Below are 23095 nucleotides of genomic sequence, written 5' to 3'. Positions count from 1 at the left end.
CGTGCACATTCTCATCGTCACCGATCAGCACCCTGATTCGCTTGGTGGGGCACAGGTTGCGATCCGCACGCAGCGAGCATCGCTAGAGCAGCTTGGTCACCGGGTTACGATCGCAGCGCCAGCGCTGCATCGGGCTGGTTATCTGGTAGCCGACGAGGATCGCGAAGCCTATATAGAGCTGCCCTCTCGGCCGATCACCAAAGATCGTGAATATGGTCTGAGCTGGCCAAGCGCGCGCACCGATCGCGCACTTGCCGCCGCTCTGCACAAATTGCCCGCCGTCGACGTCGTGCACGTGCAGGGCGACTTCTGGGGCGCCATGATTGGTATTCGTGCGGCGCGAGGGTTGCGAGTTCCTCTTGTGTTCACGATGCACAATAACGTTGATGAGGGCACGAGGGCAGTTACCCCGCTTGCGCCGCTCGTCTTTTTGGGGCTGCGTGGCTGGCGGTTGCTCTCGCTTGGCAAACCTCGCGGTGAAGTTGCTGCGTCTGCGAAGGGTTCGTGGCGTTATTTGGCTGAACTCGCTGCCGAGGCCTCGGCCGTGATCGCACCGTCTGGCCACTTTGCAGCGCAGCTTGAACGCAAAGGCGTCGCGACGGGCGTGCGGGCCGTGCGTGGCGGCGTGAATGATGACCTCGTTGACGTTCCGTTGGCGCTGCCCCGCAGCCCTCGTTCGAGACCACTGCTTGCGTGGCTTGGTCGTATGAGCAGTGAGAAGCGCGTGCTTGAGTTTATCGATGCGATTGCGCTTGCCGATATCGATGCCGATGTGCGGCTATATGGCGCGGGCATGCTGCTGAATCAGGTGCAGGAACGTATTGCCAATCACGGGCTTACCGATCGGGTTGTCATCGTCGGTCCGGTCACGCATGAGGCTGCGCTGGCTGCACTGCGCGAGGCAGACGCCCTGGTGCAGACCTCTGTTGGTTTTGAGACGCAGGGCCTTACCCCGTTCGAGGCAGCAGTGCTTGGAACACCAACCGTCTTTTGCGACTTGGCGATTGCTGATGATGTTGCCGTGACGCAGTCTTGGCGAGTCGCCGATGAAAGCGTGGCCGCGCTTGCACACACTCTGCGTGAGGCTGTGAGCGAACTGAACTCTGCCCCGGGTGAGCTGCGAGTAGACGAATCAGAAACGCAGGCGTTCTTGCAGAGTGCGCAGACCCGACGCCTCGTCGAGATTTATCAATCGGTTCTTGACGCCTAAACGCGCATTTTGCGCTCAATTGGTGTTTCGTGCTTAAAACGCAGTATGCGCGCTGATTGCTCAGCGCGCATACTGCGTAAATCTTTGTTTCGTGGTGGACTTAGAAGCGCCAGACCACTGCCTGGAAGCCCGATGGAGGCTGTGGCACCCAGTTGTCGACCTCGGTAACAAGGCCGCTGCCGCCTGGCACGTTTGACTGCACGATCTGGAAGGTGCCGTCGCCGTTTACGCCAGTGATCAGCAGGGTGTGCACGCCAGAAACCCAAGAGGTTGGGTAATCGATGCTTTCGTACTGCACGATGTCGCCTGGCTGAGCCGAAGCAATAGTGAGACGGGTTGCGCCAGTGTAGTTGCTGACGGGGTCGCCACCGCCTACCCAGTTGGCGCCGCCGGCGCCCTCAACCCAGCGGATAACCGACATGATGCATTCGCCTGGAGCGCTCCACCCGGTTGGTCGGCTGGTGCCGACCTCGCTCTTTGCTGCGGCAATTGCTGCCGAAACGTTGAAGCTGTGCGGTGCGTTGCCAATCTCGCTCTGCTCAAGGAACACGTCAAGCGACTTGGTTTCGATTGAGTTGGTTCCGGTGCTCATGGTCTGAGCGACAGGAGTGGCCGGCTGTACCGCAGCTACTTCGTAATCAGGGGTAGTGGTGGGTGCAAGTGCGGCCGCAGGAGCGATACCGAATGCCATGGTCACCAGAGAGACAAGCGTGACTACAAGAGTCTTCGCGGGGGTTCTCACTCGGTGGTCTCCTCAGGTTTGGTGATGCTCGCGAAGCGAACTGGCCCAGGACTGGGCGCTGCCCATTCAGGCAGAATGCTCTCTAGTATGCGTTACCGTTCCGTTACAAAGCAAATCTTGTATGCCATTTCATACAGGAATTGTGCAGAAATGAGTGCCTGAATTGGCCCCATGAGTAGTCACTCTCGACGACGAGATTGCTCTGCAAGCCTTTGCTGGGCTTTGTTTCCCGCGCGCCTCGACAAGCTCAGCGAACGGGAAACAAAGTTCGGCAAACAGGAAACAAATCACAGCATTAAACGTGAAACTACGCCTGAGCTACACGGCTGAGGAAGAGGGCCTCGCCGAGCGCAATACGACGAATCTCTTCTGGATGCACACTCTCGTTGGTGGAATGAATGCGACTCTCAGGGTCAGGCACACCAAGCAGCACGATATCTGCGCTCGGGTTGATACCAGCGAGGGTGGTAGTCAACGGGATCGAACCACCTTCGCCAGCCGAAACCGTTTCAACCCCGTCATAGGCATCGGTGAGGGCCTGCTCAAGCAGCTTGAACGACCGGGTAGTGGTGTCGCTGCTGAACGGGTAGCCCAGCTCGCCTGCCTCGGTCTCCACCTTTACACCCCACGGCGCAACAGCGTGCAGGTGTGCGATCAGTGCATCACGCATCTGCGCTGGGTCTTCTCCCGGTGGTACTCGCAGGTTCAGCTTCGCTGCAGCTTTTGCCTGCACCGCGGCAACTGCACCAACCACAGGAGGGGCATCGATGCCAAGAATGGTAATCACCGGGCGTGCGCAGATCTGATCGCTCACGGTGCCAGAACCAAGAATCTGAGACCCCTCAAGCAGACCCGCATCTGCGCGGTAGGCCTCTTCTTCATACTGCAGCCCCTGCCACACCTGGTCTGCCCGAATGCCAGGCACAGTTGTGTTGCCGTGCTCATCGCGAAGTGTGGCGAGCATACGCACCAGAGCCGCGATCGGGTCAGTCGCCGGGCCGCCGAACATGCCCGAATGCACTGAAGCCTTCAGTGCCTCAACCCGCACCTCAATATCAACAGCACCGCGCAGGCTCACCGAGAGAGTGGGTAGGCCGTAGGCTGCGTTGCCGGCGTCTTGAATCAGAATGACATCTGCCTTCTGGAACAGCTCCGGGTTGGCAATGGCGTATTGATCGAGGCTTGCGCGACCCTGTTCTTCTGAACCTTCGGCAACGAGGATCAACCCAACCGGGTAAGCATCATCGCTGTCTGCCGGAGTCTGATCGCGCAGGGCGCGAAGCGCAGTCAGGTGGGCAAGCACATTGCCCTTGCAATCGGCGGCACCGCGGCCAAAAAGTCGGCCATCACGCTCGGTCAGCTGGAAGGGTGGGCTCAACCACTCGTGTTCGTCGAGAATAGGCTGAACGTCGTAGTGGCAGTAGAGCAGCACGGTTGGTGCGCCAGCAGGGGCTGGCCGGTGTCCGATCACTGCGTAGGTGCCATCAGGTGTGAGTTCAAGTTCGGCGGGGATTCCCTCAGCGCGAAACGCCTCGCGAACCCACTCTGCCGCACGTACGCACTCTGCAGGGTCAACGATCCGCTCGTCAGCAATTGAAGGAATTGCCACAAGCTCGGCAAGTTCCTCAATGGCGCGAGGCATCAAAGCCTCAATGCGAGCGCCAATCTCAATACGATCTGCGGGGGCTGTGTATTGCGAAGTCATGCCTCTATCTTCCCTTACTTCTTGAAGCTTTCTGCGAGAAGATTGACGCATGAGCATTAGGGACATTGAGGTAACACTGCTTGACGGATCCACGCAGCGCTTCGGCGATCTTGCGCCAGGAGCGGCTCTTGTGGTGAACGTAGCCTCGAAGTGCGGCTTCACCCCGCAATATGAAGGGCTTGAGGCGCTGCATCAGGAGTTCAGCTCCAGCGGTCTCACCGTGATCGGCATGCCATGCAATCAGTTCTTGAAACAAGAACCGGGCACCTCCGAAGAAATCGGTGAATTCTGCAAGCTCAACTACGGCGTCACTTTTCCACTGCTCGCCAAGGGCAAGGTGAATGGACCCGGCGCCGATCCGCTATTCAAAGAGTTGAAGCACGCGAAAGACGACAAAGGGCTCGGTGGCCCAGTGCTTTGGAACTTTGAAAAGTTCTTGTTGAGCAGTGGCAGCGACGGCTACGAGGGGCGCGGATCACGAAGTCTGCTGCGTTTCAGAAGCGCGGTAACTCCCGAAGATCAGGCGATCCGCGACGCCATCGAAGCCGCACTCACGGCCTAAACCTCACACAACGAGCGAACCACTAGGAGCTTTTTATGCGCGCAATCGTGACACTCGCGAGATTTATTGCTTGGCTGGGATTGACAGCAGTTGGTGTGCTGCATGCGGTCTGGGCGGCAGGCTCGGCCTGGCCCGCAAAAACCCGCAAACAGCTTGCGCAGGCAACCGTTGGCAGCAACCAAAACCCAGATGCGCAAGCTACCGCGGTTGTCGCCGTGACTGCCATTGCCGGCGGTGCGGTCGCTGCTGGAGCGCTCGGTGAAAGTGCACTACCCGTGGCGGGCCGTCGCATTGCGGGCCTGGTGCTCGTTGCGCGCTCGGCGCTTGGCGGCGACGCGGCACTCAGCGTGCTTGGCCTGCCGAAGGCAAACAAGCGTTTCGTTGAGCTCGATAATCAGTACTACCGGCCGCTCTGCGCAGTGCTCGGTGTTGCGCTGCTGATCGGTGCGAGAAAGCCACGCAAGTCGCGCATGGCCTAAGCCGTCCGATCTAGCGGGGTGCCATGCGCAACGCGCCATCCATTCGCACGACCTCACCGTTCATGTAGTCATGCGAAATCAAGAAACTCGCAAGCGCTGCATACTCGTCAGGTCGCGCAAGCCGACTCGGGAACGGCACCGAAGCCTCAAGAGCCTCGCGGAACTCATCTGAGACCGTTGCGAGCAGAGGCGTCTCAACCACTCCGGGCGCAATCGTATTGACCCGAATGCCGTACTGTGCAAGATCCCGGGCAGCCGCAATGGTCATGCTAATCACGCCGCCCTTTGAAGCGGCATAGGCTACCTGACCAATTTGCCCCTCATACCCGGCGACACTCGCGGTGTTCACGATAACCCCGCGCTGACCCTGCTCGTCTGGTTCGTTCGCAGCGATGCGTTCGGCGGCGAGCGAGAGCACATGAAACGTGCCATTGAGGTTAATGTCGATCACCTTGGCGAACAGCCCGGCATCGTGCACACCCTTGCGCGAGAGTATGCGAGCTGAGGGTGCGATGCCTGCGCAATTCACGACGATACTGAAAGGCTGACCGCTCTCAACAGCAACCTCGGCAGCCACATCGAGCCCGCGCGAAACCGCCGCCGGATCAGTGACATCAACCTCGGTGTAGCTGACGCCCTCGACTTCCGCGGCCGAGGTAATCGACTGAGCAAGATCAAAGCCGACGACCTTCGCGCCGAGGGACGCGAGTTTTGCGGCGGTCGCAGCTCCCAGCCCTGAAGCTGCTCCAGTTACAACTGCGGTGGTGCCTGAAATGTTCATTGCACTTCTCCTATGCCAATGCGAACTGCTTCGAGACTATTGCCCCGGAGCCCGATCGCTCTAGATGTCTCGCGATAACCACGCGCTGAATTTGGTTCGTGCCCTCAAAAATCTGCATGATCTTCGCCTCGCGCATAAAACGTTCAACCGGAAAATCTCTCGTGTATCCGGCACCGCCAAGTACCTGCACTGCGTCGGTCGTCGCCCGCATGGCGCCGTCGGTCGCAATAAGCTTTGCGATCGAAGCCTCTTTTGAATAGTTGAGACCCATGTCTTTGAGGCGGGCGGCCGAGAGCAGTGTCGCCCTAGCCGAAACAATAGTCGCCTCAATATCGGCGAGCATAAAACTCACACCCTGATATTGAATAATTGGGTGCTCGAACGCTTCACGGTTGCGCGCGTAATCAAGCGCCACATCGAGGGCGCCCTGCGCGAGTCCGGTCGCGCAGGCTGCGATGCCAAGACGGCCGGCGTCGAGAGCGGCGAGCGCGATCTTCAAACCGGCGCCCTCCTCGCCGATCAGATGATCCGCTGGGATGACAAGATTTTCAAAACGAATCGAAGCAGTAGGCGAACCGGTGAGCCCCATCTTTCGTTCTGGTTCGTCGGCAATCAGACCCGGGGTGCCCGCTGGAATATAGAAGCATGAGATGCCATCGCGGTCGCCTGGCAGGCCACTCGTTCGCGCCATAACCGTGTAAAAGTCTGCGTAACCGCCGTGGGTAACCCAAGCTTTTGTGCCGTTGAGCACGTAGTTTTCACCGTCTCGCCTGGCCGTCGTCATCATTGCGGCGGGATCCGATCCAGCGTGCGGCTCAGAGAGGCTGTAAGCACCGAGCATTGTGCCGCCGAGCATTTCGGGCAACCAACGCTGCTGCTGTTGCGGAGTCCCGTAGTTGGCAATTGCGAAACAGCTGAGTGCGTGCACTGAAACACCAACCGCGACAGAAGCCCAGACCGAAGCAATTTCTTCGAGCACCTGCAGATACACCTCTGAGGGCAAACCAAGACCGCCGAGTTCTTCGGAGTAGGCGAGTCCGAGCACGCCCAGTTCGCCGAGCACCCGAAAAGCTTCGCGCGGAAAGCGCTCTTCGGCCTCGACGCGCGCAACTTGCGGTGCGATCTGGCTGGCGAGAACTGTGCGTACGAGCTCAATAAGCTCGGCATGCTCAGGCGATTCGAGAATCCGTCTGGCAGGCATGGTGGCTCCTTATATATAGGTAGGTTGTCGAGAAATGAGGTGGAGTCGCGGCTAGAGCAAGGCCAAGCCCGGATTGCGTAGGATCGCCGCCGTATCGGCGAGCAACCGTGAACCCTCGGCGCCGTCAAGTACGCGGTGGTCAAATGACAGTGCGAGTTGCAGAATCGAGCGGGGTTCGATGCGCTCGTGCTCTCCTGCGCCAACAACCCAGGGTCTACGCTGGATCGTGCCCACCGCGAGAATGCTGGTTTCGCCTGGGTTCAAGATCGGTGTGCCGGTGTCGATGCCGAATACGCCGATGTTCGTGATCGTGGTTGATCCTCCGCTGAGGGCTGATTGCGGGGTTTTGCCCGACCTCGCGGTGGCCGCCAAATCGCTGATTGCTGCCGCCAATTCGTCGAGCTTCAGCTGTTCGGCCCCTTTAATGTTTGGTACCAGGAGGCCGCGCGGAGTCGCCGCGGCGATGCCAAGGTTGACCGAGGCGGGCAGCACAATCTCCTGAGCAGATTCATCCCAGTGCGCGATCGCCATCGGTGTCCGCGCAATAGCCAGTAGGTAGGCGCGTGCCACGAGGGTGAGCGGGGTGAGTTTCAGCTCGCAAAACTCGGGACGCTGCTGAATCACGGCAAGCAGATCGAGCGTTGCGGTGACGTCGAGAGTGATGAACTCGGTGACGTGGGGAGCGGTGAAGGCCGAGGTGACCATGGCCGCTGCTGTTGCCTTGCGCACACCCTTGATCGGGATGCGAGTCGGTGCTGCCTGCTGTGCTGTTGCATTCTGTTGCGCTATTGCTGTCTGTTGCGCTGTTGCTACTGGCATCTGTTGCGATGCTTCTGCGCGAAGTACGTCTTCCCGGCTGACAATTCCGTTCGGGCCGGTCGCCGCGATTGAGCGCAGGTCTATTCCGAGCTGTTTTGCGAGGCCGCGCACCGGCGGCTTCGCGCGCACCGCGCCTGAGTGGTTGCGCAGACCTGGGTCTTGCGCGTTTTGAACGTTTGCAGGCGCCGGCGACTCCGCGGGCGTGGCATGGCGTCGGCGCCTGCGGCTTTGACCGTGGTCGGTTGCGCCGTAACCGACCAGAAGTTTGGGAGTGTCTTGCCTGTTTGCGGCTGCCTGACGTTTAGCTGCTTCAACTTCAGCTGCTTCGGACTCCGCAGCTTCGGCTTCTGCAACGTCGCCTCCTGCTGCCTGCGCAGCAGGTGTCTCAACCGAAATAATCCCGGCCCCTACCGGAACGCTTTCGCCCACCTCGGCCAAGAGCGACGCGACTACTCCGTCGAACGGTGAGGGCAGTTCAACGATCGACTTGGCCGTTTCGATTTCGACAATCACTTGATTGATTTTCACCGAGTCGCCGGGAGCAACATGCCAGGCGACAATCTCGGCCTCGGTGAGTCCCTCGCCAACGTCGGGGAGGCAGAACGTCTGGGCCTGTTGCGCAGTAAGGGTCATGGCTTGATCCAATTTCTTCAAGGGTGCTGGTGTCGGTGCTGATATCGGTGCTGAAACTCGGGCAATTGCTCGAGTGCTCGTTAGTGGCTGAAGCTGCGGTCGCAAGCGTCAATCAAGCGGTCAACGTTTGGCAACCAATCGTGTTCGAGTTTGCTTGCTGGGTAAGGGGTGTCATAGCCCGTGACACGAAGGATCGGCGCTTCCAACTCATAAAAGGCCTGCTCTTGCACGCGCGTCGCAAGCTCACCGCCAATGCCGCCGCTTTGCGAAGCCTCGTGCGCAATCACCAATCGGCCAGTGCGTCGAACCGAAGCGACAACGGTGGCATCGTCGATGGGCGAAAGCGAACGCAGATCAATCACCTCAAGCTCGCGGCCTTCTGCCGCAAAGGCTTCTGCCGTTTTGAGTGCAGCAGGCACCAGTGCGCCATAGGTGACGAGAGTGAGATCCGCGCCAGGGCGTACGATCCTCGCGCTATTTAAATCTGAAGCAACAGGCTCTGCCGATAGTTCACTCTTTGCCCAGTACGAACGTTTCGGTTCCAGGAAAATCACCGGATCATTGCCGCGGATCGCCTCGCCGAGCATCTCGTAGGCCTCTTGCGAATTTGACGGGCAGACGACCCGCAAACCAGCAGTGTGCGCAAAATAGGCTTCGGGCGATTCACTGTGGTGCTCGATAGCGCCAATGCCCCCGCCAACTGGAATGCGAATCACCACCGGCAGCGAAACCTTGCCCTCCGAGCGGTGCCGATACTTCGCGAGCTGCGTGACAATTTGGTTCATCGCTGGAAACACGAAACCATCGAACTGAATTTCGCACACTGGGCGATAACCGGCCATAGCCAGGCCGATAGCCGCGCCGACGATGCCAGCCTCGCCAAGCGGTGAAGACACCACCCGAAGATCACCAAATTCTTGTTGCAGCCCTTCAGTGACACGAAAGACGCCGCCGAGCTGGCCAATGTCTTCGCCAATCAGCAATACCTTTTCATCGTCGCGCATGGCATCGCGCAGGCTGGCGTTTAGGGCGTGGGCGAGGGCCGTGCTCACTGAGCTCCTCCGATCGTGGTCGGGATCTTGGCGGTAGGGACGTCTTCATAGGCGGCAATATCAGCGAGGTGGGCTGCACGTTGCGCCGCAAGTTCGGGAGTCATCGTTTCGAGCGTGTGCAAAAACGGATCTTCTGGATTGGGCGTTGGCAGTGCGCGACAACCAGCGCGCAGTTTGACCGCAAGCTCCTCAGCCTCGGCTTCGAGCTCGGCAAGAAACGTCTCGTCGATCTGCGCTTCGCCAGCTTCATCACTGAGCAAATACGTACGCAGACGGTCGATCGGATCAAGAGCCGTCCAGTGGGCATTTTCGGTCTCATCACGGTAGCGCAAGTCATCGTCTGAAGTGGTGTGCGGGTTGCGGCGGTAAGTGATTGCTTCAATCAGAGTCGGGCCGCCGCCCGATCGTGCCTTCGAGAGGGCATCTTCGACGATGGCGTGAGTAGCAACTACATCGTTGCCATCAACCTGCACACCTTCGATGCCAAAGCCCTGCGCGCGCTGATACAGGGGAACTCGGCTCTGCGTGCTGACCGGAGTTGAGATGGCCCACTGGTTGTTTTGGCAGAAAAACACGACCGGCAGGTTTTGCGCCGCAGCCCACACAAAAGCCTCGTTCGCTTCACCCTGGCTGAGTGCGCCGTCACCCAAGAAGACCAGCACAGCGCGGTCGCGCTCTGGAATGCCGGTGCCGACATCACCGTCGCGCACAATACCCATGGCATAGCCAACGGCATGCAAAGTTTGTGCTGCGATGACGAGCGTATAGAGGTTGAAGTTTCGCTCGTGTGGATCCCAACCGCCCATCGTTGTGCCGCGAAACAGCCCCAAGAGTTGTACAGGATCAACTCCGAAACACCAGGTAACGGCATGCTCGCGGTAGGTGGGGAACACCACGTCTTGAGGGCGAAGCGCGGTGCCAGCACCTACTTGGGCGCCTTCTTGGCCGAGCATTGAAGGCCAAAGGCCGAGTTCGCCTTGGCGCTGCAGCGCGATGGCCTCTGTATCGATACGGCGAGCGAGCATCATATTGCGTAGGGCCGCGCGAAGCTCGAGCGCTGATTCGCCCTCTGGCAGGGCAGCATCGTTTCGCAGCTCGCCGGCGGCGTTGAGAACCGACCAAGGGCTATTTGCGATCGCGGTGAGGGACATCATGCTCCTTTGACACTGATTGAAGAAACCATGACAGGGCGTGCGCCTTGATTCAAGATCAGTGCGCACTGCTTGCAAAACATGCAACAAAGACGCAAGAATGTGCAAAAGGGTGTGTGATATCGCTCAATCGACGCAAGTAATGAACATCGCTCGAATTGGCAGCATGGGCACGCGCGACACTGAAGTTGCAGGGGGAGAACGGCATGATCGACGAGACAGACCGACAGATATTGGCAGTGCTGCGTAAAAACGCACGTATGCCGGCGAGTGAGATTGCGCGGATCGTCGGACTCTCGGGCGCATCAGTGACCAGGCGAATCGAGCGGCTAGAGGCAGACGGAACTATCAAGGGCTACATGGCCGTAGTCGACGATGCTTCGTCAGGGGAGTTGGTCGCTTTCACCGAGATTCGGCTGCGCAGCGGAGTCGGCGCGAACGAATTCGAAGAGATCGCTGAGCTCATTCCAGAGGTGCAGCAGTACTACACAATCGCGGGCGACCCAGACGGTCTCGTGCGCTTTCGGGCCCGCAACCTCGATCACCTTCAGCAAGTGGTGAACGACATTCGCAAAATGCCGATTGTGGCCGGTACAAAAACTTTGATCGTAATGTCGGTCTGGGATCGCACCTTCGAGTAGCCCAACTAGCCATGAGTCTTCCCTGTTGTGCGTCGCGCGGGGAGAACCGCACCGGCGGTGGGGCTAAGATGGAAAGGTCGGCCTAGCGTCGACATGGAGGTATCGCCTAGCGGCCTATGGCGCACGCCTGGAACGCGTGTTGGGTTCACGCCCTCGTGGGTTCAAATCCCACTACCTCCGCCGCAGACCCCTCCTTTGGAGGGGTCTTTTGCGTTGCCATGGGATTCCACCCATCGAGATCGCCTGGTTTTGCCGAGATCGCCTCGTTTGACACTGAACAACCAGTCGATCTCGGCAAAACCAGGCGATCTCGGCGAGGTGAGGCGCGGATGATTGGTGCTGCGCGAACTTCGCTGGTAGACCTGTATGAATGGAAAACAGTCGTCTGGTTATTTGCGTGCCCTCTGAGCGGGTTGCTCTCGCGCGGAAAACGCATGCCTCGGCGACCCGCAAAGTGTTTATCTGCTTCGGTGCGCTCGCCGCAATTGTGCTGATCGCCGGAGTCTGGCTTGCCTGGACCAGGCGAGCGCCTCTCGCGGGCGCACTACTGCTCGGGCTTGGACTGCTCGCGATTCCTGCCGTGTTCGCTGCGACAAATCGAAAGTGCCTCTCGCGGGCCATGCTGTTTGTCGCTTCTGATTGCACGACGCAACTCGTTGCCGACAACCACGGCCTGCGCGTAGCGGACGTGTTTCTGCCCTACGAACGAATTACCTTTCTTAGCGGCACCGTCGCAGGCGATCACTACGCCGACGGCGGCCTCTGCGGTGAAGCCATGGCCGATCAGATGGAAATCGAAGCCAAACCGCCGACGACAACGCGCGCGCTTGGTGTGCGAGTGCGCGACGATTCACGCAAGAAACTGCAGCGCAAGGGCGCGAAATCGACCGTCACACTGGCGATCGGCATCGACCAGGCCTCAACTATTCACGCACCCAAAGGCATGATCTGCCAGTTACGTGCGGCGGGCAACGGAGTGAATGATCCGGGCCGAATTGAAATGCCGTTTGGCGCGTTTCTCTCTGTCGAGCAACTCGAACTGCTACTCGGCACGGTGTACCAAAAGACCGGTGGCAAAAAGTTTCCGATTGGCATTGTTGCCGGGGCGCCGGACTGGCAAACGATGACCGCCCGCGCAGTCGACACCCGCGACGAGATTTGGCGCACCTTCGACCAGCTTGTAGTTTCGCCAAGGTAGTCGGCTCGTCAGCCCTCTCTCCCGCTGATCCGCTGCGGAACTAAGAAACCTTCGCGCCCAACTCGTTTGCCGCGGCAATGACCTGCGGACCCACAGTTGCGACTGCGGCGCTGTTGAGCCGATAACTTGGCCCAACGATACTGAGCACCGCAATAATCTCACCGCTCGACGAACGTACTGGAGCCGCAACCACGGTTGCCTCTGAGGTGACGACAGCGTCCATCACCACATACCCGGTTTCCGGGATTCGTTCTTCGAAAACCTCGGCCACCGCCGAACTCGCCATTGGCACCGTGCGCCCCTGCCAGCCAGAAAAACCAACGTGGCGAATAGGGTGGCTAGTCTGCACCTCACGCAGATATACACAGGTATTTGCATCGCCGCGCACCGCAAGATAGCTCGATTCACCCGTAATTTCGGTGAGCGACTCAAGAATTGGTGCGCTGAGATCGTTGAGGTGCTCTGCCGAAGCTGGCTCTGGCGTAAACCGGCTCTGTGCGAAACGCGCACCAACCACGAACTGGCCCTGTTGGTTTTTTGCGACGTAATCCCAGTGCTCAAGCACTCGAAGCATCCGCATAGTCGTTGACGCCGGAAGATCCGCTTGGCGCGCGAGCGCACTCAGCGAAACTGGTCCCGCGTCGACCACCCGAGAAAGTAGCTCGAGCGCACGGTGCACTGAACGCGGGCCCTGGCCGGATCCCGGTTCTTCTTCTTGCGCTTCATTCATGCTCATGCTCTCGCTAGGATACCGACACTCGCACCTGATCGAGAAGCTCCATCGCGACAGTGACATCCGCACTGAGGTTGCGATCAGCAAGATCGAGTGAGCTGTCACGAAGAGCATCCGCCCCTGCGACGCCGTCAGGCAGACGACCAAGCGCTACGGCGATACAACCGAGCAGGGTGCGGTAGGCCGCTTCTGAGCGGGCAAGACGCCGGATCGCATGGGCGGTGAACGGCGCGTGCTCTTCTGCACCCTGTGAAACGTTCACGCCATAAGCTCCGTGCGCTGCCGCGGCCTCTCGAATATCTGCCACCGCCGCGGAAGCCGCATACTCAAGCATCATTGCGCCAGTGGCATCTGCGGTGCCATCGCTCAAGAAATCATTTGCTCCGGTGAACCGGCTATCGAGTAGCAGGCCGAGTCGTGCCGCGGCAAGGCTTGCCTCGTGTGCGAGCGCTCGCAGCAATCCGTCGATCGCGAGGGACAATTCGACTGAGTAGAAATTGCCGACATGTGCGACATCGCCGTGTGGCAGCACCACGGGGTTTTCGAAGGCTGCGTTCACGCCGATCTCAACCACCTCTGCTGCCGCGTTCCAGGCCCGGAGCACGCTCCCGTGTGAGTGCGGAGCAAGGCGAACTGAGAAGGGCTCCTGTACACGAGATGCCGGGGCTGCTCCCCGAATCTCACGCAATCGTTCGGCAACCTCGCGCACTTCACGGTGTTGTGGGTGGAGCGCTTCGGCTGAGAAATGATCGGTGGTTGAACGCACGGCCCGGGCAATAAGACCGGTGAGTTCGATACCAGAATCAATTGCGCGAGCGCTTGATTGCAGTGTGATTGCGGCGTCGGCGTAGGTGAGAGCACCTGAGCTCATGAAGGGCAGACCGTCGCTCGGCGAGAATTGCACGCCAGATTCGGTGATTTGCAGGGCTGCTGCTGCGAGCGAGCCAATATCACCTGTGCCCAGAGAGACTCCATAGCGAAGCGTTGGCAGCGAGCTGTCGGCCTCGCTCTGGGCGGCTTCGGCAAGCCCTTGTGCCAGTTGCGGGCTCACTCCCGAGCCGCCGCGTGAAATCTGTACGGCTCGAATGAGCAGGGTTGCGCGGGTGCGCGCCGGGTCAACCACTTCGCCAAGCTGTAGTGCGTGTGCCCGCCAGAGCCGAAGACATGAGTCGAGATCGCGTTCTACTGCGACGAATCGTCTGGCACCCACCCCGGTTGAGAGACCATAGACCTCTTTTTCGTTCGCCGCACTGAGCAGATTCCGTTGCGCGATTGCAATTCGCTGTTGATCTTCTGCGGTGAGTTCTGCACGAAGCTGGCGGTCGCTGAACGACTCAATTTCGTTCAAGCTCCAGTAGGAGCCAAGTGCTTTCGCCGTCATTTTCCGGTCTCGATTCGGCGGCCGTCGCGGGCGACTATGGTGCCGGCAATGTACACTTCGGCGGCGAGGTTTGATCCTATGCGGTGGATCACCTGGCCGTGTTCGGCAACATTCCAAATCACGAAATCGGCTACCTTGCCAACCTCAATGCTGCCACGCTCTGCGGCGTTGCCAAGCGCATGGGCCGCGTTGATCGTGGCGAGGTGCCAGGCTGACGCATACGAGATTCGGTAGAGACGGCAGGCTAACTGCATGGTCATTTGCATCGAGGTGCACGGTGCAGTGCCTGGGTTGTAATCGGTTGAGAGTGCAAGCGCGGCGCCCGATGCGATGAGGCGATCGGCCCATGCGACAAGATCTCGAGGTTGTTTTCCTTCGCGTCCGGGTGTCATGTCTAGTAGATGCATGTTGGCTGCTGGGAAAATGACGCCCACGGTAGTCGAGTGGGAGAGTGCTGCAAGGCTTTCATCGCTCACAAAATCGAGGTGGTCTACTGTGAGCGCGCCTGCCTTTGCCGCGAGCTCTGTGCCTGAAATGTCGCCGGTCTGGTCGGCGTGCACTCGCAATTCAAAATTGTGAAGCTTTGCCGCGTCGATGAGACGCTGGCCTTCTTCGGCGGTGAAGGAGATGGGATCGATCGCGATGTCGCAGGTGTCGGAGAGTTCACGCGCGGCGGCCATCATTGCAATGACTTCAGAAATGTAGGCCTCACGGTTTTCGCGATGTCGTTCTGGCACCGTATGTGCGCCAAGGAAGGTGCTGCTGAGCTTCACAGGGTGTTTGATGCTGGCGGCTAGTTGAAGCAATCGCAGTTCGGAGCTTTCGCTGAGTCCGTACCCGCTTTTCGCCTCGATTGCGGTCGTGCCTGCAATCAGCATGTCGTCGAGGATCTCGGTTGCGTGTGTGAGTAGTTCAGTGTCACTTGCCGCAGCAGTCGCGTTGATCGTTGAGCGGATGCCGCCGTCGATGCCGAGGGCCGGTTGCTCAAGTACTTTCGCTTGCCATTCGAGGTGACGTGATCCGCCGTGAATGAGATGTGTGTGCGGGTCGCTAAACGCTGGGCTGACTAGGCGACCTGAGGCGTCAATTTCGCGCTTTGCCTGATATCGGCTCAGCAGTTCATCGCTGCTCCCCACTGCGATGATCGTGCCGTTGTTCACGGCAAAGGCTCCGTTGGGAATGATCTCAAGCTGGTCGAGTTCGTTTCCGCGTACTGGACCGTTTGAAGCTGGTTTTGCAGTGAGCAGTTCGGTGGCATTGTGCACCAGCAGGTCGATTCTTTCTTGCATTTTCCCTCGATGTAACGGTTTTTGAACGGCGCTTGACAGCGCGCGAAGCGTCTGCGTTAATTAGTAAAGCGTTTCACACAATGATTCGCAAGTATTTCACACAATGCAAAGGAGCGAAAGATGGAGCGGGTTTCCCCCGGCACCGGCCGAGAATTGCGATGCAAAGGTTGGCGCCAGGAAGGCATCTTGCGCATGCTCGAGAACACGCTCCACAACGCAGAGCGGCCAGAAGATCTCGTCATCTACGGCGGCATTGGCAAAGCAGCGCGCGATCACGAAAGCCTGAAGGGAATCATTGAATCGCTGAAAGACCTTGCCGACAACGAGACACTCGTAGTGCAGTCGGGTCGCGCAGTCGCGATTATGCCAAGTTCAGTCTCAGCTCCGCGCGTGCTGATCGCCAATGCAAATGTGGTGCCTCGCGCGGCAAATCGTGAAGACTTTTTTGAACTCAGCGATCGCGGGCTCACCATGCACGGGCAGTACACGGCAGGTAGCTGGGCCTACATCGGCGGTCAAGGCATCGTGCAGGGAACATTTGAGACGTTTGCTGCCGCAGCCGAGCGGGCCTTCGGCGACGACCTCACCGGCAAGATTGTGCTCACCGCCGGACTCGGCGGCATGGGGCAGCCGCAGGGACGCGCAGTTCGAATGAACGGCGGTGTTGCGCTGATCGCCGAGCTGAATCGCCCGCTGATCGAACAGCGAATCGAAGCTGGCAGCGTTGACGAGGTCTTCGACACCCTCGATGGAGCTTGGGCCAGAGCCGAAGAACTCGCTGCCGCAAGACAGCCGCGAGTCATTGCGGTGGTGCAAAACGCGGCAGACGTTGCAGAGCAACTCGCAGAGAGCGGCCGCATTCCGGCTATCGCTACCGACCAAACCAGTGCGCACGACCTGCTGCACGGTTACATTCCATCAGAACTGAGCTTTGAAGAAGCGGCAGTGCTGCGCGCAAGCGATCCTGACGAATACTTGCGCCGCAGCGAATCAACTCTGCTCCGTCACGTGAGTGCGCTCGTTAAATTGAAGAGCGCTGGATCAGTGGTGTTCGAGTATGGCAACGACATCCGTCAGGCCGCTCGCAGACTTGGGTACGCGCAAGCCGACGAAATTCCTGGATTTGTGCCCGAATACATTCGCCCGTCATTCGGCGTCGGTCGTGGACCGTTCCGTTGGATCTGCCTCAGCGGAGAAGTCGCCGATCGCGACCGTCTCGACCGAGCAGCTCGGGAACTCTTTCCAGACGACACTCGACTGAACACCTGGCTAGACCGAGCAGCCGAAGAAACACCCGTCGAAGGGTTGCCGGCCCGAATCTGTTGGATTGGCCACGGTCAGCGCGCGGCAATGGCGATAGAGATTAACCGCCTGGTTGCTAACGGCGAACTGCATGGCCCAGTTGCGATCACCCGCGATCATCTTGATTCTGGCTCATGCGCTTACCCCACTCGCGAAACCGAAAAGATGCCAGACGGTTCAGACGTGATCGCGGACTGGCCATACTTGAACGCCATGCTGAATGTGGCTGGCGGGGCCGACCTCGTGGCGATTCACCAGAACGCCGGAATTATCGGCGGCTCGGTCTCTGCAGGCATGACGCTGGTGCTCGATGGCACCGAGCTCAGTGAGGCGCGCGCTCGAATTTGCTTTGAAAATGATCCAGCGATCGGCGTGATTCGACACGCGAGTGCTGGAGTCCCAGAGGCTATTGCTTATCTGCCACAGAGCGGCATTCGAGCGGTTCAGGTGGGCGCATGAGCGACCTCATTGCGACACCGCACGGCCTGCTCGGAGCGGCGCAGGCACATATGGACGACGTACAACGCGGTGACATCGTCATATTCGGTGCGCCCTACGGTTCGCCGTACTGGATGAGCGGGGTACATTCTGACGCAGCAAATGCGCCGCGCGTGTTTCGCGAACGAGCGAATCGTCGCTTCGGCGCGCACAAGAATCGTTACGATTTCTCGCTCGGGGGCACCTTGCTTGGCGACAGCGGTGTGCGACTACTCGACCTTGGCGATTTGAATGGAAACCCGAGGGATCTTTCGGCAAATGCCGCAGCCGTGACTGCAACGGTCAACGCCGTAGTGCAGCGCGGCGGTGTGCCAATCGTGCTCGGTGGAGATGACTCGGTGCCGATCCTCGTTGCCAAGGGTTACCAAGCCACGGTGCCAACCGTGAATGTCTTGCAAATTGATGCCCACATTGATTTCGCAGATATTGCGCACGGCCGCAGCGACGGATTTTCAAGCACCATGCGACGAATTCGTGAGATGCCCTGGGTCGGCCAGATCGTACAGGTGGGTGCGCGCGGCACCGGCAGTGCAACACCGGAAGACTATGCCGCCGCGCTCGCGGCAGGCAACCTGATTGTTCCGATGGCAGAGCTTCGTGAACGCGGAGTGAGTCACGTTCTGACACAAATGAACAGTGAGCTGCCTTGGTTCGTCACACTTGATGTTGACGGACTCGATCCGACGATCGCGCCCGCCACTAGTTGCCCGGTGCCAGGCGGAATGAATTTCGAAGAAGCAGAGACCTTGCTCGCGGCTGTTGCCGGCAATCTCGGTCTCGCCGGAATCGACATTGTGGAACACTTTCCCTCTCTCGATGTGGGGGAGACGACATCAACTACACTTTCTCGGTTGCTCTCGGTGCTCATCGGGAACGCTGCGCGAGCTAGGAGGCACGCATGATCACATTCCAAGACGTTGAAAAGCGATACCCCGATGGCACCCTCGCTGTCGAATCGCTTTCGCTCGAACTGCCGGCTGGCAAAACAACGGTGTTCGTTGGCCCATCAGGATGTGGCAAGACCACGAGCCTGCGGATGATCAATCGGATGATCGAGCCGACCAGCGGCAAGATCACAATTGACGGCCAAGATGTCACCACGCTGAAGAAGGCCGAACTGCGTCGAGGCATTGGCTACGTGATTCAGAACGCCGGGCTTTTCCCACACCGCACCGTGCTGCAAAACATCATGACCGTTCCAAAGCTCAACGGTGTTTCAACCGCAGAGGCAAAAGATCGGGCTTTTGAACTGCTCGACACGGTGGGATTGCCGCGCGAATTCGCGTCACGCTTTCCGACCCAACTCTCCGGTGGGCAGCAGCAGCGTGTGGGTGTTGCCCGTGCGCTCGCGGCGAGGCCAAAAGTACTTCTCATGGATGAGCCTTTTTCGGCGCTTGATCCAGTAGTTCGTCACGAATTGCAGGAAGAATTTGCGCGGCTCGGCCCTGAACTCGGCACCACGATTGTGTTTGTGACGCACGATATCGATGAAGCTGTGCGCCTTGGCGATCGTATTGCGGTGTTTGAGAAGGGTGGCAGGCTGGCGCAATTTGCGAGTCCAGAGGAACTTCTCACCTCGCCAGCCAATGATTTCGTGGCGAGCTTCGTTGGCAAGGATCGCGGTTACCGTGCGCTCTCGTTTAGAGAGGTTGGCACCGAAGTGCGCCCGGTCGTTTCGATCAAACTCGGTGATTCGACGAGCGGCCTTTCAGCCCCGGGAGCTGCGGTCGTCGACCAGTCGAATCGCTACCTCGGTTGGGTGCGTCCGGGAGAGGCGAACGACAGCGTGAGCTCGCTCGAACAAAAGCCTCGCGTGCACCACGGCGATACGCTTCGGCTCGCGATGGATGCGGTACTCACCAGCCCTGACGGACTCGCAGTGGTGGTCGGTGATGAAGACCGGTTGGTCGGTGGCATTGATCTCGCCTTGCTTGCTCCAATGCTGCAGGGTGATGGGGCTCGGCCATGATCGAATGGCTTGGCGATAATTTGCAGCGAGTGCTGCAACTCGCTGGCGTGCATACGGTGCTCGCAGCAGCGGCCACGTTGATCGGACTTGTGCTCGCGCTTGTGCTCGGCATGATGGTGGCACGTACCCGATGGACCGCAGGCGCCATGCTCGCAATCAGTGGTGTGCTCTTCACGATTCCATCACTCACGCTTCTGATTTTCATTCCAGTGTTGATCGGTACCAAGATCCTCGACCCGATCAACATTGTGATCGCACTTTCTGTCTACTCATTTGCACTCATCTTTGGCGGAGTTGTTGAAGCGCTGCGGGCCGTGCCGATTGAGACCAGGCAGGCGGCGGAAGCGATGGGAATTGGACGGTTGCGACTGCTCTTCACCGTGGAATTGCCGCTCGCGATTCCTGTGATTGCGGCATCGCTTCGGGTTGCGGCGGTCTCAAATGTGAGTCTGGTCTCGGTGGGTGCGTTGATCGGAGTCGGTGGCCTTGGTGACCTCTTTACCGAGGGCTTCCAGCGCAGTTACCTCGTCCCAATCGTTTGGGGCATCCTCTTGAGCGTCGTGTTGGCCATTATTTTTGACCTTGTTGTGGTGCTGCTTGAACGTCTCTCAACTCCGTGGATTAGGGCAGGTGAACAACGATGATTTTTGAACAAATTGTTGAGTTCTTCTCAAACCCGGCAAATTGGTCTGGGCCCGACGGCATTCCGGTGCGACTTGGTGAGCACCTGCTGTACACCTTCGTGGTGGTGCTGATCGGTATCGCGATCGCTATTCCGGTCGGTGCGATTATCGGTCACACCAGACGCGGCGCATGGCTCGTCATCAATATCGCAAACGGTTCGCGCGCGCTACCAACGCTTGGCCTGTTGACCCTCATGGTCTTGTTGCTCGGGCTCGGCTTCTTACCCGCGGCAATCGTGCTCGTTATCCTTGCGATTCCACCGATGCTCACTGCAACATACGCTGGTGTGCGCGGAGTTGACCCTGCCGTGGTCGATGCCGCACGAGGTATTGGGATGCCTGAGTGGCGCATCTTGCTGACCGTTGAGTTGCCGATTGCGACCCGCGTAATTGTGAGCGGTATCCGCTCATCGGTGCTGCAAGTGATTGCAACGGCAACCATTGCTGCCTACATCGCGCTAGGCGGCCTCGGCCGCTTTCTGCTCGATGGTTTGGCGTTGCGAGATTATGGCGAAATGGCCGGAGGCGCGTTGCTCGTTGCGTCGCTCGCACTGGTAACCGATGGTCTTTTCGCGCTCGGTGGAATTCGTCGGAAAAAAGCTCCGGTGAAGGCAGCAGACACTGTTGCGGCAAAGGCGAAGCCTGCTGAAGTTACCGAGACTCGCGTCGTTCGGCTCAGCGATCAGACGTAGCAAATTTCAAAGTCCCCCAGAAAGGAATTTCAATGAAGAAAACACTCTTTGTCGCAACGGCTGCGGCAATCGCAATTTCACTCGTCGGATGTGCGAGCGCTGGATCGCTCGACGGCAGTAGCTCTGAGAGCACAAGCGGCGATGCGATTACAATCGGATCGGCCAACTTCTCAGAGAACGTGCTGATTGCGCACATCTACGCTGAAGCACTGAATGATGCTGGTGTCGAAGCGAATGTAAAGCCCAACATTGGTAGCCGTGAGGTGATTGTGCCTGCGCTGCAGGACGGCAGCATCGACCTTGTGCCCGAGTACAGCGGAGCATTGCTTGCATATCTCGGTGGCGACGATACCGCGTTCAGCTCGGCAGATGTTCTCACGGCGCTCGACGACGTGGTGCCAGAAGGCCTCACGCTGCTTGAGGCAGCCGAAGCTGAAGACAAGGACACGCTGGTCGTTACGGCTGAGACAGCTAAGAAGTACAACCTCGTGTCGATTGCTGATCTGAAGCCAGTCGCTGGTGAAATGGTGCTCGGTGGCCCGCCAGAGACGAAGGATCGTCGAGCCGGCGTGCCTGGCCTGAAAGAGCTCTACGATGTGACCTTCGGCGAGTTCAAATCAGTCGATCTCGGCGGCCCGCTCACGGTTGCCGGTTTGAATGGCGGCGATATTGACGTCGCCCTAATGTTCACCACGCAGTCGGCTATTGCAGAAAATGGCTTTGTGTCGCTTGAAGATCCTGAGTACATGTCGCTCGCTGAAAACATCATCCCGGTGTTGCGCAGTGATCGCACGGATCCAAAGATCGTTGAATCGCTGAACGCGGTTTCGGCAAAGCTCACCACCGAAGATTTGATTCGGATGAATCGTGAGATTGAGGTCGACAAGAAGGACCCACAGAAGGTCGCTCGCGCCTACGTGGATTCGCTCTAACGATACAGATTGAAACCGCCTGGCTTTCTTCGGAAAGTCAGGCGGTTTTGTGTTTGGCGGGGACGGGAACCGCGATCCAGCGTGAACTAGTGTTTGTTGCCGCTCAGCGCGAGCGCGCCGCCTAGGCCGATCATCATTGCGCCTCCGGTGGCGCTCATGCGCGACATGCGCTTGGGGTCGCGCGCAAACCACTGCCTGGCGGTGCTCGCGGTGAGCGCCCAAACGCTGTCGCTGAGTAGTGCGATCGCGAAGAAAATCAGCCCGAGCAACGCCAATTGCAGCGGGACTGCGGGGGAGCTGCGACTGACAAACTGCGGCAAGATCGCGACAAAAAAGACCAGTGTTTTCGGGTTTGTCGCACCGACAATGAAGCCTTCTCGAAGCAAGCGGAATGCCGATTGGCTGGCTGCGGCCCGGTGTGTGTCGGAGGGTAGTGTGGCACCAAGCTGCTCGGCGGTTGTGGCTGCCTCGCTGCTAGCTTTAGGTTTGCGGTGCCGGATCGCCTGCACACCAAGGTAGATCACGTACGCGGCACCGAGGTACTTGATCACGGCGAAGACAATGGCTGACTCTGCCACTACGGCGCCTACTCCGAGGGCGACGAGCGCGATCGCAGGCAGCATGCCGAGTGCGTTACCGAGCAGGCTGAGCATGCCACCGCGTCTGCCGAGCGAAAGCGAGCGCCCAATCACAAACAACACGCTCGGTCCAGGAATCACAATGAGCGCGAAGGCGGCGAGGGCAAAGGCCCAGGCATTTGCGGCTGGCAGCATGTTGACTCCTTCGTCGGCTGGCGAATGTGAAAAACCTACCCTGAGATGCCCGGAAAGTCAGTACTCTATTCGACTTCGAGGCTCTTCAAGATAGTGCCGACGATGCGGGAGCGAGCCTCGCGACTGATCGGGGTGGTGACGATAGTTTCGTACCCCCAGTACCCGTCGGCCGCCATTCGGGCCACGAGGCAGCGCACTGAGATATCGTCAAGTTCTTCAACGGGTAGTTCTTCTTCGGGAAACCAACGGTGATAGATCCGGTTCCAGGGGGCGAGCCATTCTGGCTCATTTGTTGCATCAAGGATGAGTTGCAACTCAACGTTTCCTGGTTCGCTGAGGGTTGCTTTCACGTAGCCGCGAGTGCGTTCGAGCAGGCTCGCGCCCTCAGGCGCTTTTCCTGTTTCTTTGAGAAGTAGCACTTCGAGTCGTGCTGCGAGTTCTTCGTGTAGCCCAAGGATTAGGGCATGTTTTGAGGGGAAGTGGTAGATCAGGCCGCGCTTGGTGACGCCTGCTTCTTCGGCGACTGCGTCGAGGGTGAGCGCGGTGATCCCACGTTCTTCGACCACAGTAAGTGCTGCGTCGAGAAGCCTTGGCCGGGCGCTTGGTCGTGCCATGTTCTGCTCCAATCTTCAGGATTAGTATACCTATTGGTGTAGTACACTGCTTGGT

At 59.0% G+C, this 23095-nt stretch carries 23 protein-coding genes and 1 tRNA gene; 12 read left to right on the top strand and 12 right to left on the bottom strand.

The window, feature by feature from the left end; translation table 11 throughout:
• Position 1 precedes the first annotated feature (1 nt).
• Positions 2 to 1210 (top strand): glycosyltransferase, encoded by a 1209-nt coding sequence (locus QBL02_RS04250; protein ID WP_282725111.1) that lies wholly within the window; start codon positions 2 to 4, stop codon positions 1208 to 1210.
• A gap of 100 nt (positions 1211 to 1310) precedes the next feature.
• On the opposite strand, the gene QBL02_RS04245 is transcribed toward QBL02_RS04250, so the two are convergent.
• Entirely contained in the window at positions 1311 to 1952 is a 642-nt protein-coding gene (locus QBL02_RS04245) for a lipase (RefSeq protein WP_282725110.1), read from the bottom strand.
• Between the two features lie 307 nt (positions 1953 to 2259).
• Complete coding sequence (locus QBL02_RS04240) at positions 2260 to 3657, bottom strand: M20/M25/M40 family metallo-hydrolase (protein ID WP_282725109.1); 1398 nt, start codon at positions 3655 to 3657, stop codon at positions 2260 to 2262.
• 49 nt (positions 3658 to 3706) lie between these two features.
• Between QBL02_RS04240 and QBL02_RS04235 the strand changes: the two genes are divergently transcribed.
• Together QBL02_RS04235 and QBL02_RS04230 are read left to right on the top strand one after the other, a co-directional pair.
• A complete protein-coding gene (locus QBL02_RS04235) occupies positions 3707 to 4219 on the top strand; it encodes a glutathione peroxidase (RefSeq protein ID WP_282725108.1) in 513 nt (170 codons plus the stop codon).
• Positions 4220 to 4254: 35 nt separating this feature from the next.
• A complete protein-coding gene (locus tag QBL02_RS04230) occupies positions 4255 to 4698 on the top strand; it encodes a DUF3995 domain-containing protein (protein ID WP_282725107.1) in 444 nt (147 codons plus the stop codon).
• A 10-nt stretch (positions 4699 to 4708) separates the two neighbouring features.
• Here the strand turns inward: QBL02_RS04230 and QBL02_RS04225 are convergent, their stop codons facing one another.
• The 5 genes from QBL02_RS04225 to QBL02_RS04205 all read right to left on the bottom strand — a co-directional run bounded on the left by QBL02_RS04225 (position 4709) and on the right by QBL02_RS04205 (position 10338).
• On the bottom strand, positions 4709 to 5479 hold the full coding sequence (locus QBL02_RS04225; protein ID WP_282725106.1) for an SDR family oxidoreductase: 771 nt from the start codon (positions 5477 to 5479) through the stop codon (positions 4709 to 4711).
• A gap of 10 nt (positions 5480 to 5489) precedes the next feature.
• Positions 5490 to 6680, bottom strand: coding sequence for an acyl-CoA dehydrogenase family protein (locus tag QBL02_RS04220; protein WP_282725105.1), 1191 nt, complete (start codon positions 6678 to 6680; stop codon positions 5490 to 5492).
• Positions 6681 to 6731: 51 nt separating this feature from the next.
• Positions 6732 to 8132, bottom strand: coding sequence for a dihydrolipoamide acetyltransferase family protein (locus tag QBL02_RS04215; RefSeq protein WP_282725104.1), 1401 nt, complete (start codon positions 8130 to 8132; stop codon positions 6732 to 6734).
• Between the two features lie 80 nt (positions 8133 to 8212).
• The gene (locus tag QBL02_RS04210; protein WP_282725103.1) at positions 8213 to 9184 is read right to left on the bottom strand and encodes an alpha-ketoacid dehydrogenase subunit beta; all 972 of its coding nucleotides are present in this window, start codon (positions 9182 to 9184) and stop codon (positions 8213 to 8215) included.
• Positions 9181 to 10338 carry a thiamine pyrophosphate-dependent enzyme gene (locus QBL02_RS04205; protein ID WP_282725102.1) on the bottom strand — a complete coding sequence of 386 codons (1158 nt, stop codon included), beginning with the start codon at positions 10336 to 10338 and terminating at the stop codon, positions 9181 to 9183. Before QBL02_RS04205 ends, QBL02_RS04210 begins: the two co-directional genes overlap by 4 nt.
• A gap of 203 nt (positions 10339 to 10541) precedes the next feature.
• On the opposite strand from QBL02_RS04205, the gene QBL02_RS04200 reads away from it, so the two are divergent.
• The 3 genes from QBL02_RS04200 (at position 10542) to QBL02_RS04190 (ending at position 12174) form a co-directional block, all read left to right on the top strand.
• Complete coding sequence (locus QBL02_RS04200) at positions 10542 to 10976, top strand: Lrp/AsnC family transcriptional regulator (RefSeq protein ID WP_282725100.1); 435 nt, start codon at positions 10542 to 10544, stop codon at positions 10974 to 10976.
• Positions 10977 to 11071: 95 nt separating this feature from the next.
• Positions 11072 to 11156, top strand: a tRNA-Ser gene (locus QBL02_RS04195).
• Between the two features lie 190 nt (positions 11157 to 11346).
• Positions 11347 to 12174, top strand: coding sequence for a hypothetical protein (locus tag QBL02_RS04190; RefSeq protein ID WP_282725099.1), 828 nt, complete (start codon positions 11347 to 11349; stop codon positions 12172 to 12174).
• A 40-nt stretch (positions 12175 to 12214) separates the two neighbouring features.
• Here QBL02_RS04190 and QBL02_RS04185 read toward each other — a convergent pair whose 3' ends face one another.
• The 3 genes from QBL02_RS04185 to hutI are packed head-to-tail and all read right to left on the bottom strand — an operon-like array spanning position 12215 to position 15577.
• Positions 12215 to 12910 (bottom strand): helix-turn-helix domain-containing protein, encoded by a 696-nt coding sequence (locus QBL02_RS04185; protein WP_282725098.1) that lies wholly within the window; start codon positions 12908 to 12910, stop codon positions 12215 to 12217.
• Between the two features lie 7 nt (positions 12911 to 12917).
• The gene (locus tag QBL02_RS04180; protein WP_282725097.1) at positions 12918 to 14288 is read right to left on the bottom strand and encodes an aromatic amino acid lyase; all 1371 of its coding nucleotides are present in this window, start codon (positions 14286 to 14288) and stop codon (positions 12918 to 12920) included.
• Entirely contained in the window at positions 14285 to 15577 is a 1293-nt protein-coding gene (gene hutI / locus QBL02_RS04175; RefSeq protein ID WP_282725096.1) for an imidazolonepropionase, read from the bottom strand. The genes QBL02_RS04180 and hutI overlap by 4 nt, the downstream gene beginning before the upstream one ends.
• A 120-nt stretch (positions 15578 to 15697) precedes the next feature.
• Between hutI and QBL02_RS04170 the strand changes: the two genes are divergently transcribed.
• From QBL02_RS04170 to QBL02_RS04145, 6 genes are read left to right on the top strand one after another with little or no spacing between them, the layout of a single operon-like run.
• Entirely contained in the window at positions 15698 to 17338 is a 1641-nt protein-coding gene (locus QBL02_RS04170; RefSeq protein ID WP_349238629.1) for a urocanate hydratase, read from the top strand.
• Entirely contained in the window at positions 17335 to 18279 is a 945-nt protein-coding gene (locus tag QBL02_RS04165; protein WP_282725095.1) for an arginase family protein, read from the top strand. The genes QBL02_RS04170 and QBL02_RS04165 overlap by 4 nt, the downstream gene beginning before the upstream one ends.
• Positions 18276 to 19346 (top strand): ATP-binding cassette domain-containing protein, encoded by a 1071-nt coding sequence (locus tag QBL02_RS04160; RefSeq protein WP_282725094.1) that lies wholly within the window; start codon positions 18276 to 18278, stop codon positions 19344 to 19346. The genes QBL02_RS04165 and QBL02_RS04160 overlap by 4 nt, the downstream gene beginning before the upstream one ends.
• On the top strand, positions 19343 to 19990 hold the full coding sequence (locus QBL02_RS04155; protein ID WP_282725093.1) for an ABC transporter permease subunit: 648 nt from the start codon (positions 19343 to 19345) through the stop codon (positions 19988 to 19990). The genes QBL02_RS04160 and QBL02_RS04155 overlap by 4 nt, the downstream gene beginning before the upstream one ends.
• Entirely contained in the window at positions 19987 to 20721 is a 735-nt protein-coding gene (locus QBL02_RS04150) for an ABC transporter permease (RefSeq protein WP_282725092.1), read from the top strand. The genes QBL02_RS04155 and QBL02_RS04150 overlap by 4 nt, the downstream gene beginning before the upstream one ends.
• 32 nt (positions 20722 to 20753) lie before the next feature.
• Positions 20754 to 21653 carry a glycine betaine ABC transporter substrate-binding protein gene (locus QBL02_RS04145; protein ID WP_282725091.1) on the top strand — a complete coding sequence of 300 codons (900 nt, stop codon included), beginning with the start codon at positions 20754 to 20756 and terminating at the stop codon, positions 21651 to 21653.
• 86 nt (positions 21654 to 21739) lie between these two features.
• On the opposite strand, the gene QBL02_RS04140 is transcribed toward QBL02_RS04145, so the two are convergent.
• Positions 21740 to 22426: a LysE family translocator gene (locus tag QBL02_RS04140; protein ID WP_282725090.1), complete on the bottom strand. Its 687-nt coding sequence runs from the start codon at positions 22424 to 22426 to the stop codon at positions 21740 to 21742.
• A 65-nt stretch (positions 22427 to 22491) separates the two neighbouring features.
• Entirely contained in the window at positions 22492 to 23040 is a 549-nt protein-coding gene (locus QBL02_RS04135; RefSeq protein WP_282725089.1) for a TetR/AcrR family transcriptional regulator, read from the bottom strand.
• Positions 23041 to 23095 lie beyond the last annotated feature (55 nt).

It is taken from the genome of Leucobacter sp. UT-8R-CII-1-4 (assembly GCF_030010235.1).
Classification (GTDB): Bacteria; Actinomycetota; Actinomycetes; order Actinomycetales; family Microbacteriaceae; genus Leucobacter.
The sequence above is the reverse complement of the archived record's forward strand: the minus strand, read 5'-3'. Positions and strand labels throughout refer to the sequence as shown.

Excerpts from the sequence above, each read along its gene's own strand:
- QBL02_RS04240 (WP_282725109.1), bottom strand. The coding sequence starts at position 3,657 with ATGACTTCGCAATACACAGCCCCCGCAGATCGTATTGAGATTGGCGCT.
- QBL02_RS04235 (WP_282725108.1), top strand. The coding sequence starts at position 3,707 with ATGAGCATTAGGGACATTGAGGTAACACTGCTTGACGGATCCACGCAG.
- QBL02_RS04230 (WP_282725107.1), top strand. The coding sequence starts at position 4,255 with ATGCGCGCAATCGTGACACTCGCGAGATTTATTGCTTGGCTGGGATTG.
- QBL02_RS04225 (WP_282725106.1), bottom strand. The coding sequence starts at position 5,479 with ATGAACATTTCAGGCACCACCGCAGTTGTAACTGGAGCAGCTTCAGGG.
- QBL02_RS04220 (WP_282725105.1), bottom strand. The coding sequence starts at position 6,680 with ATGCCTGCCAGACGGATTCTCGAATCGCCTGAGCATGCCGAGCTTATT.
- QBL02_RS04215 (WP_282725104.1), bottom strand. The coding sequence starts at position 8,132 with ATGACCCTTACTGCGCAACAGGCCCAGACGTTCTGCCTCCCCGACGTT.
- QBL02_RS04205 (WP_282725102.1), bottom strand. The coding sequence starts at position 10,338 with ATGATGTCCCTCACCGCGATCGCAAATAGCCCTTGGTCGGTTCTCAAC.
- QBL02_RS04200 (WP_282725100.1), top strand. The coding sequence starts at position 10,542 with ATGATCGACGAGACAGACCGACAGATATTGGCAGTGCTGCGTAAAAAC.
- QBL02_RS04190 (WP_282725099.1), top strand. The coding sequence starts at position 11,347 with ATGGAAAACAGTCGTCTGGTTATTTGCGTGCCCTCTGAGCGGGTTGCT.
- QBL02_RS04185 (WP_282725098.1), bottom strand. The coding sequence starts at position 12,910 with ATGAGCATGAATGAAGCGCAAGAAGAAGAACCGGGATCCGGCCAGGGC.
- QBL02_RS04180 (WP_282725097.1), bottom strand. The coding sequence starts at position 14,288 with ATGACGGCGAAAGCACTTGGCTCCTACTGGAGCTTGAACGAAATTGAG.
- hutI (WP_282725096.1), bottom strand. The coding sequence starts at position 15,577 with ATGCAAGAAAGAATCGACCTGCTGGTGCACAATGCCACCGAACTGCTC.
- QBL02_RS04170 (WP_349238629.1), top strand. The coding sequence starts at position 15,698 with ATGGAGCGGGTTTCCCCCGGCACCGGCCGAGAATTGCGATGCAAAGGT.
- QBL02_RS04165 (WP_282725095.1), top strand. The coding sequence starts at position 17,335 with ATGAGCGACCTCATTGCGACACCGCACGGCCTGCTCGGAGCGGCGCAG.
- QBL02_RS04160 (WP_282725094.1), top strand. The coding sequence starts at position 18,276 with ATGATCACATTCCAAGACGTTGAAAAGCGATACCCCGATGGCACCCTC.
- QBL02_RS04155 (WP_282725093.1), top strand. The coding sequence starts at position 19,343 with ATGATCGAATGGCTTGGCGATAATTTGCAGCGAGTGCTGCAACTCGCT.
- QBL02_RS04150 (WP_282725092.1), top strand. The coding sequence starts at position 19,987 with ATGATTTTTGAACAAATTGTTGAGTTCTTCTCAAACCCGGCAAATTGG.
- QBL02_RS04145 (WP_282725091.1), top strand. The coding sequence starts at position 20,754 with ATGAAGAAAACACTCTTTGTCGCAACGGCTGCGGCAATCGCAATTTCA.
- QBL02_RS04140 (WP_282725090.1), bottom strand. The coding sequence starts at position 22,426 with ATGCTGCCAGCCGCAAATGCCTGGGCCTTTGCCCTCGCCGCCTTCGCG.
- QBL02_RS04135 (WP_282725089.1), bottom strand. The coding sequence starts at position 23,040 with ATGGCACGACCAAGCGCCCGGCCAAGGCTTCTCGACGCAGCACTTACT.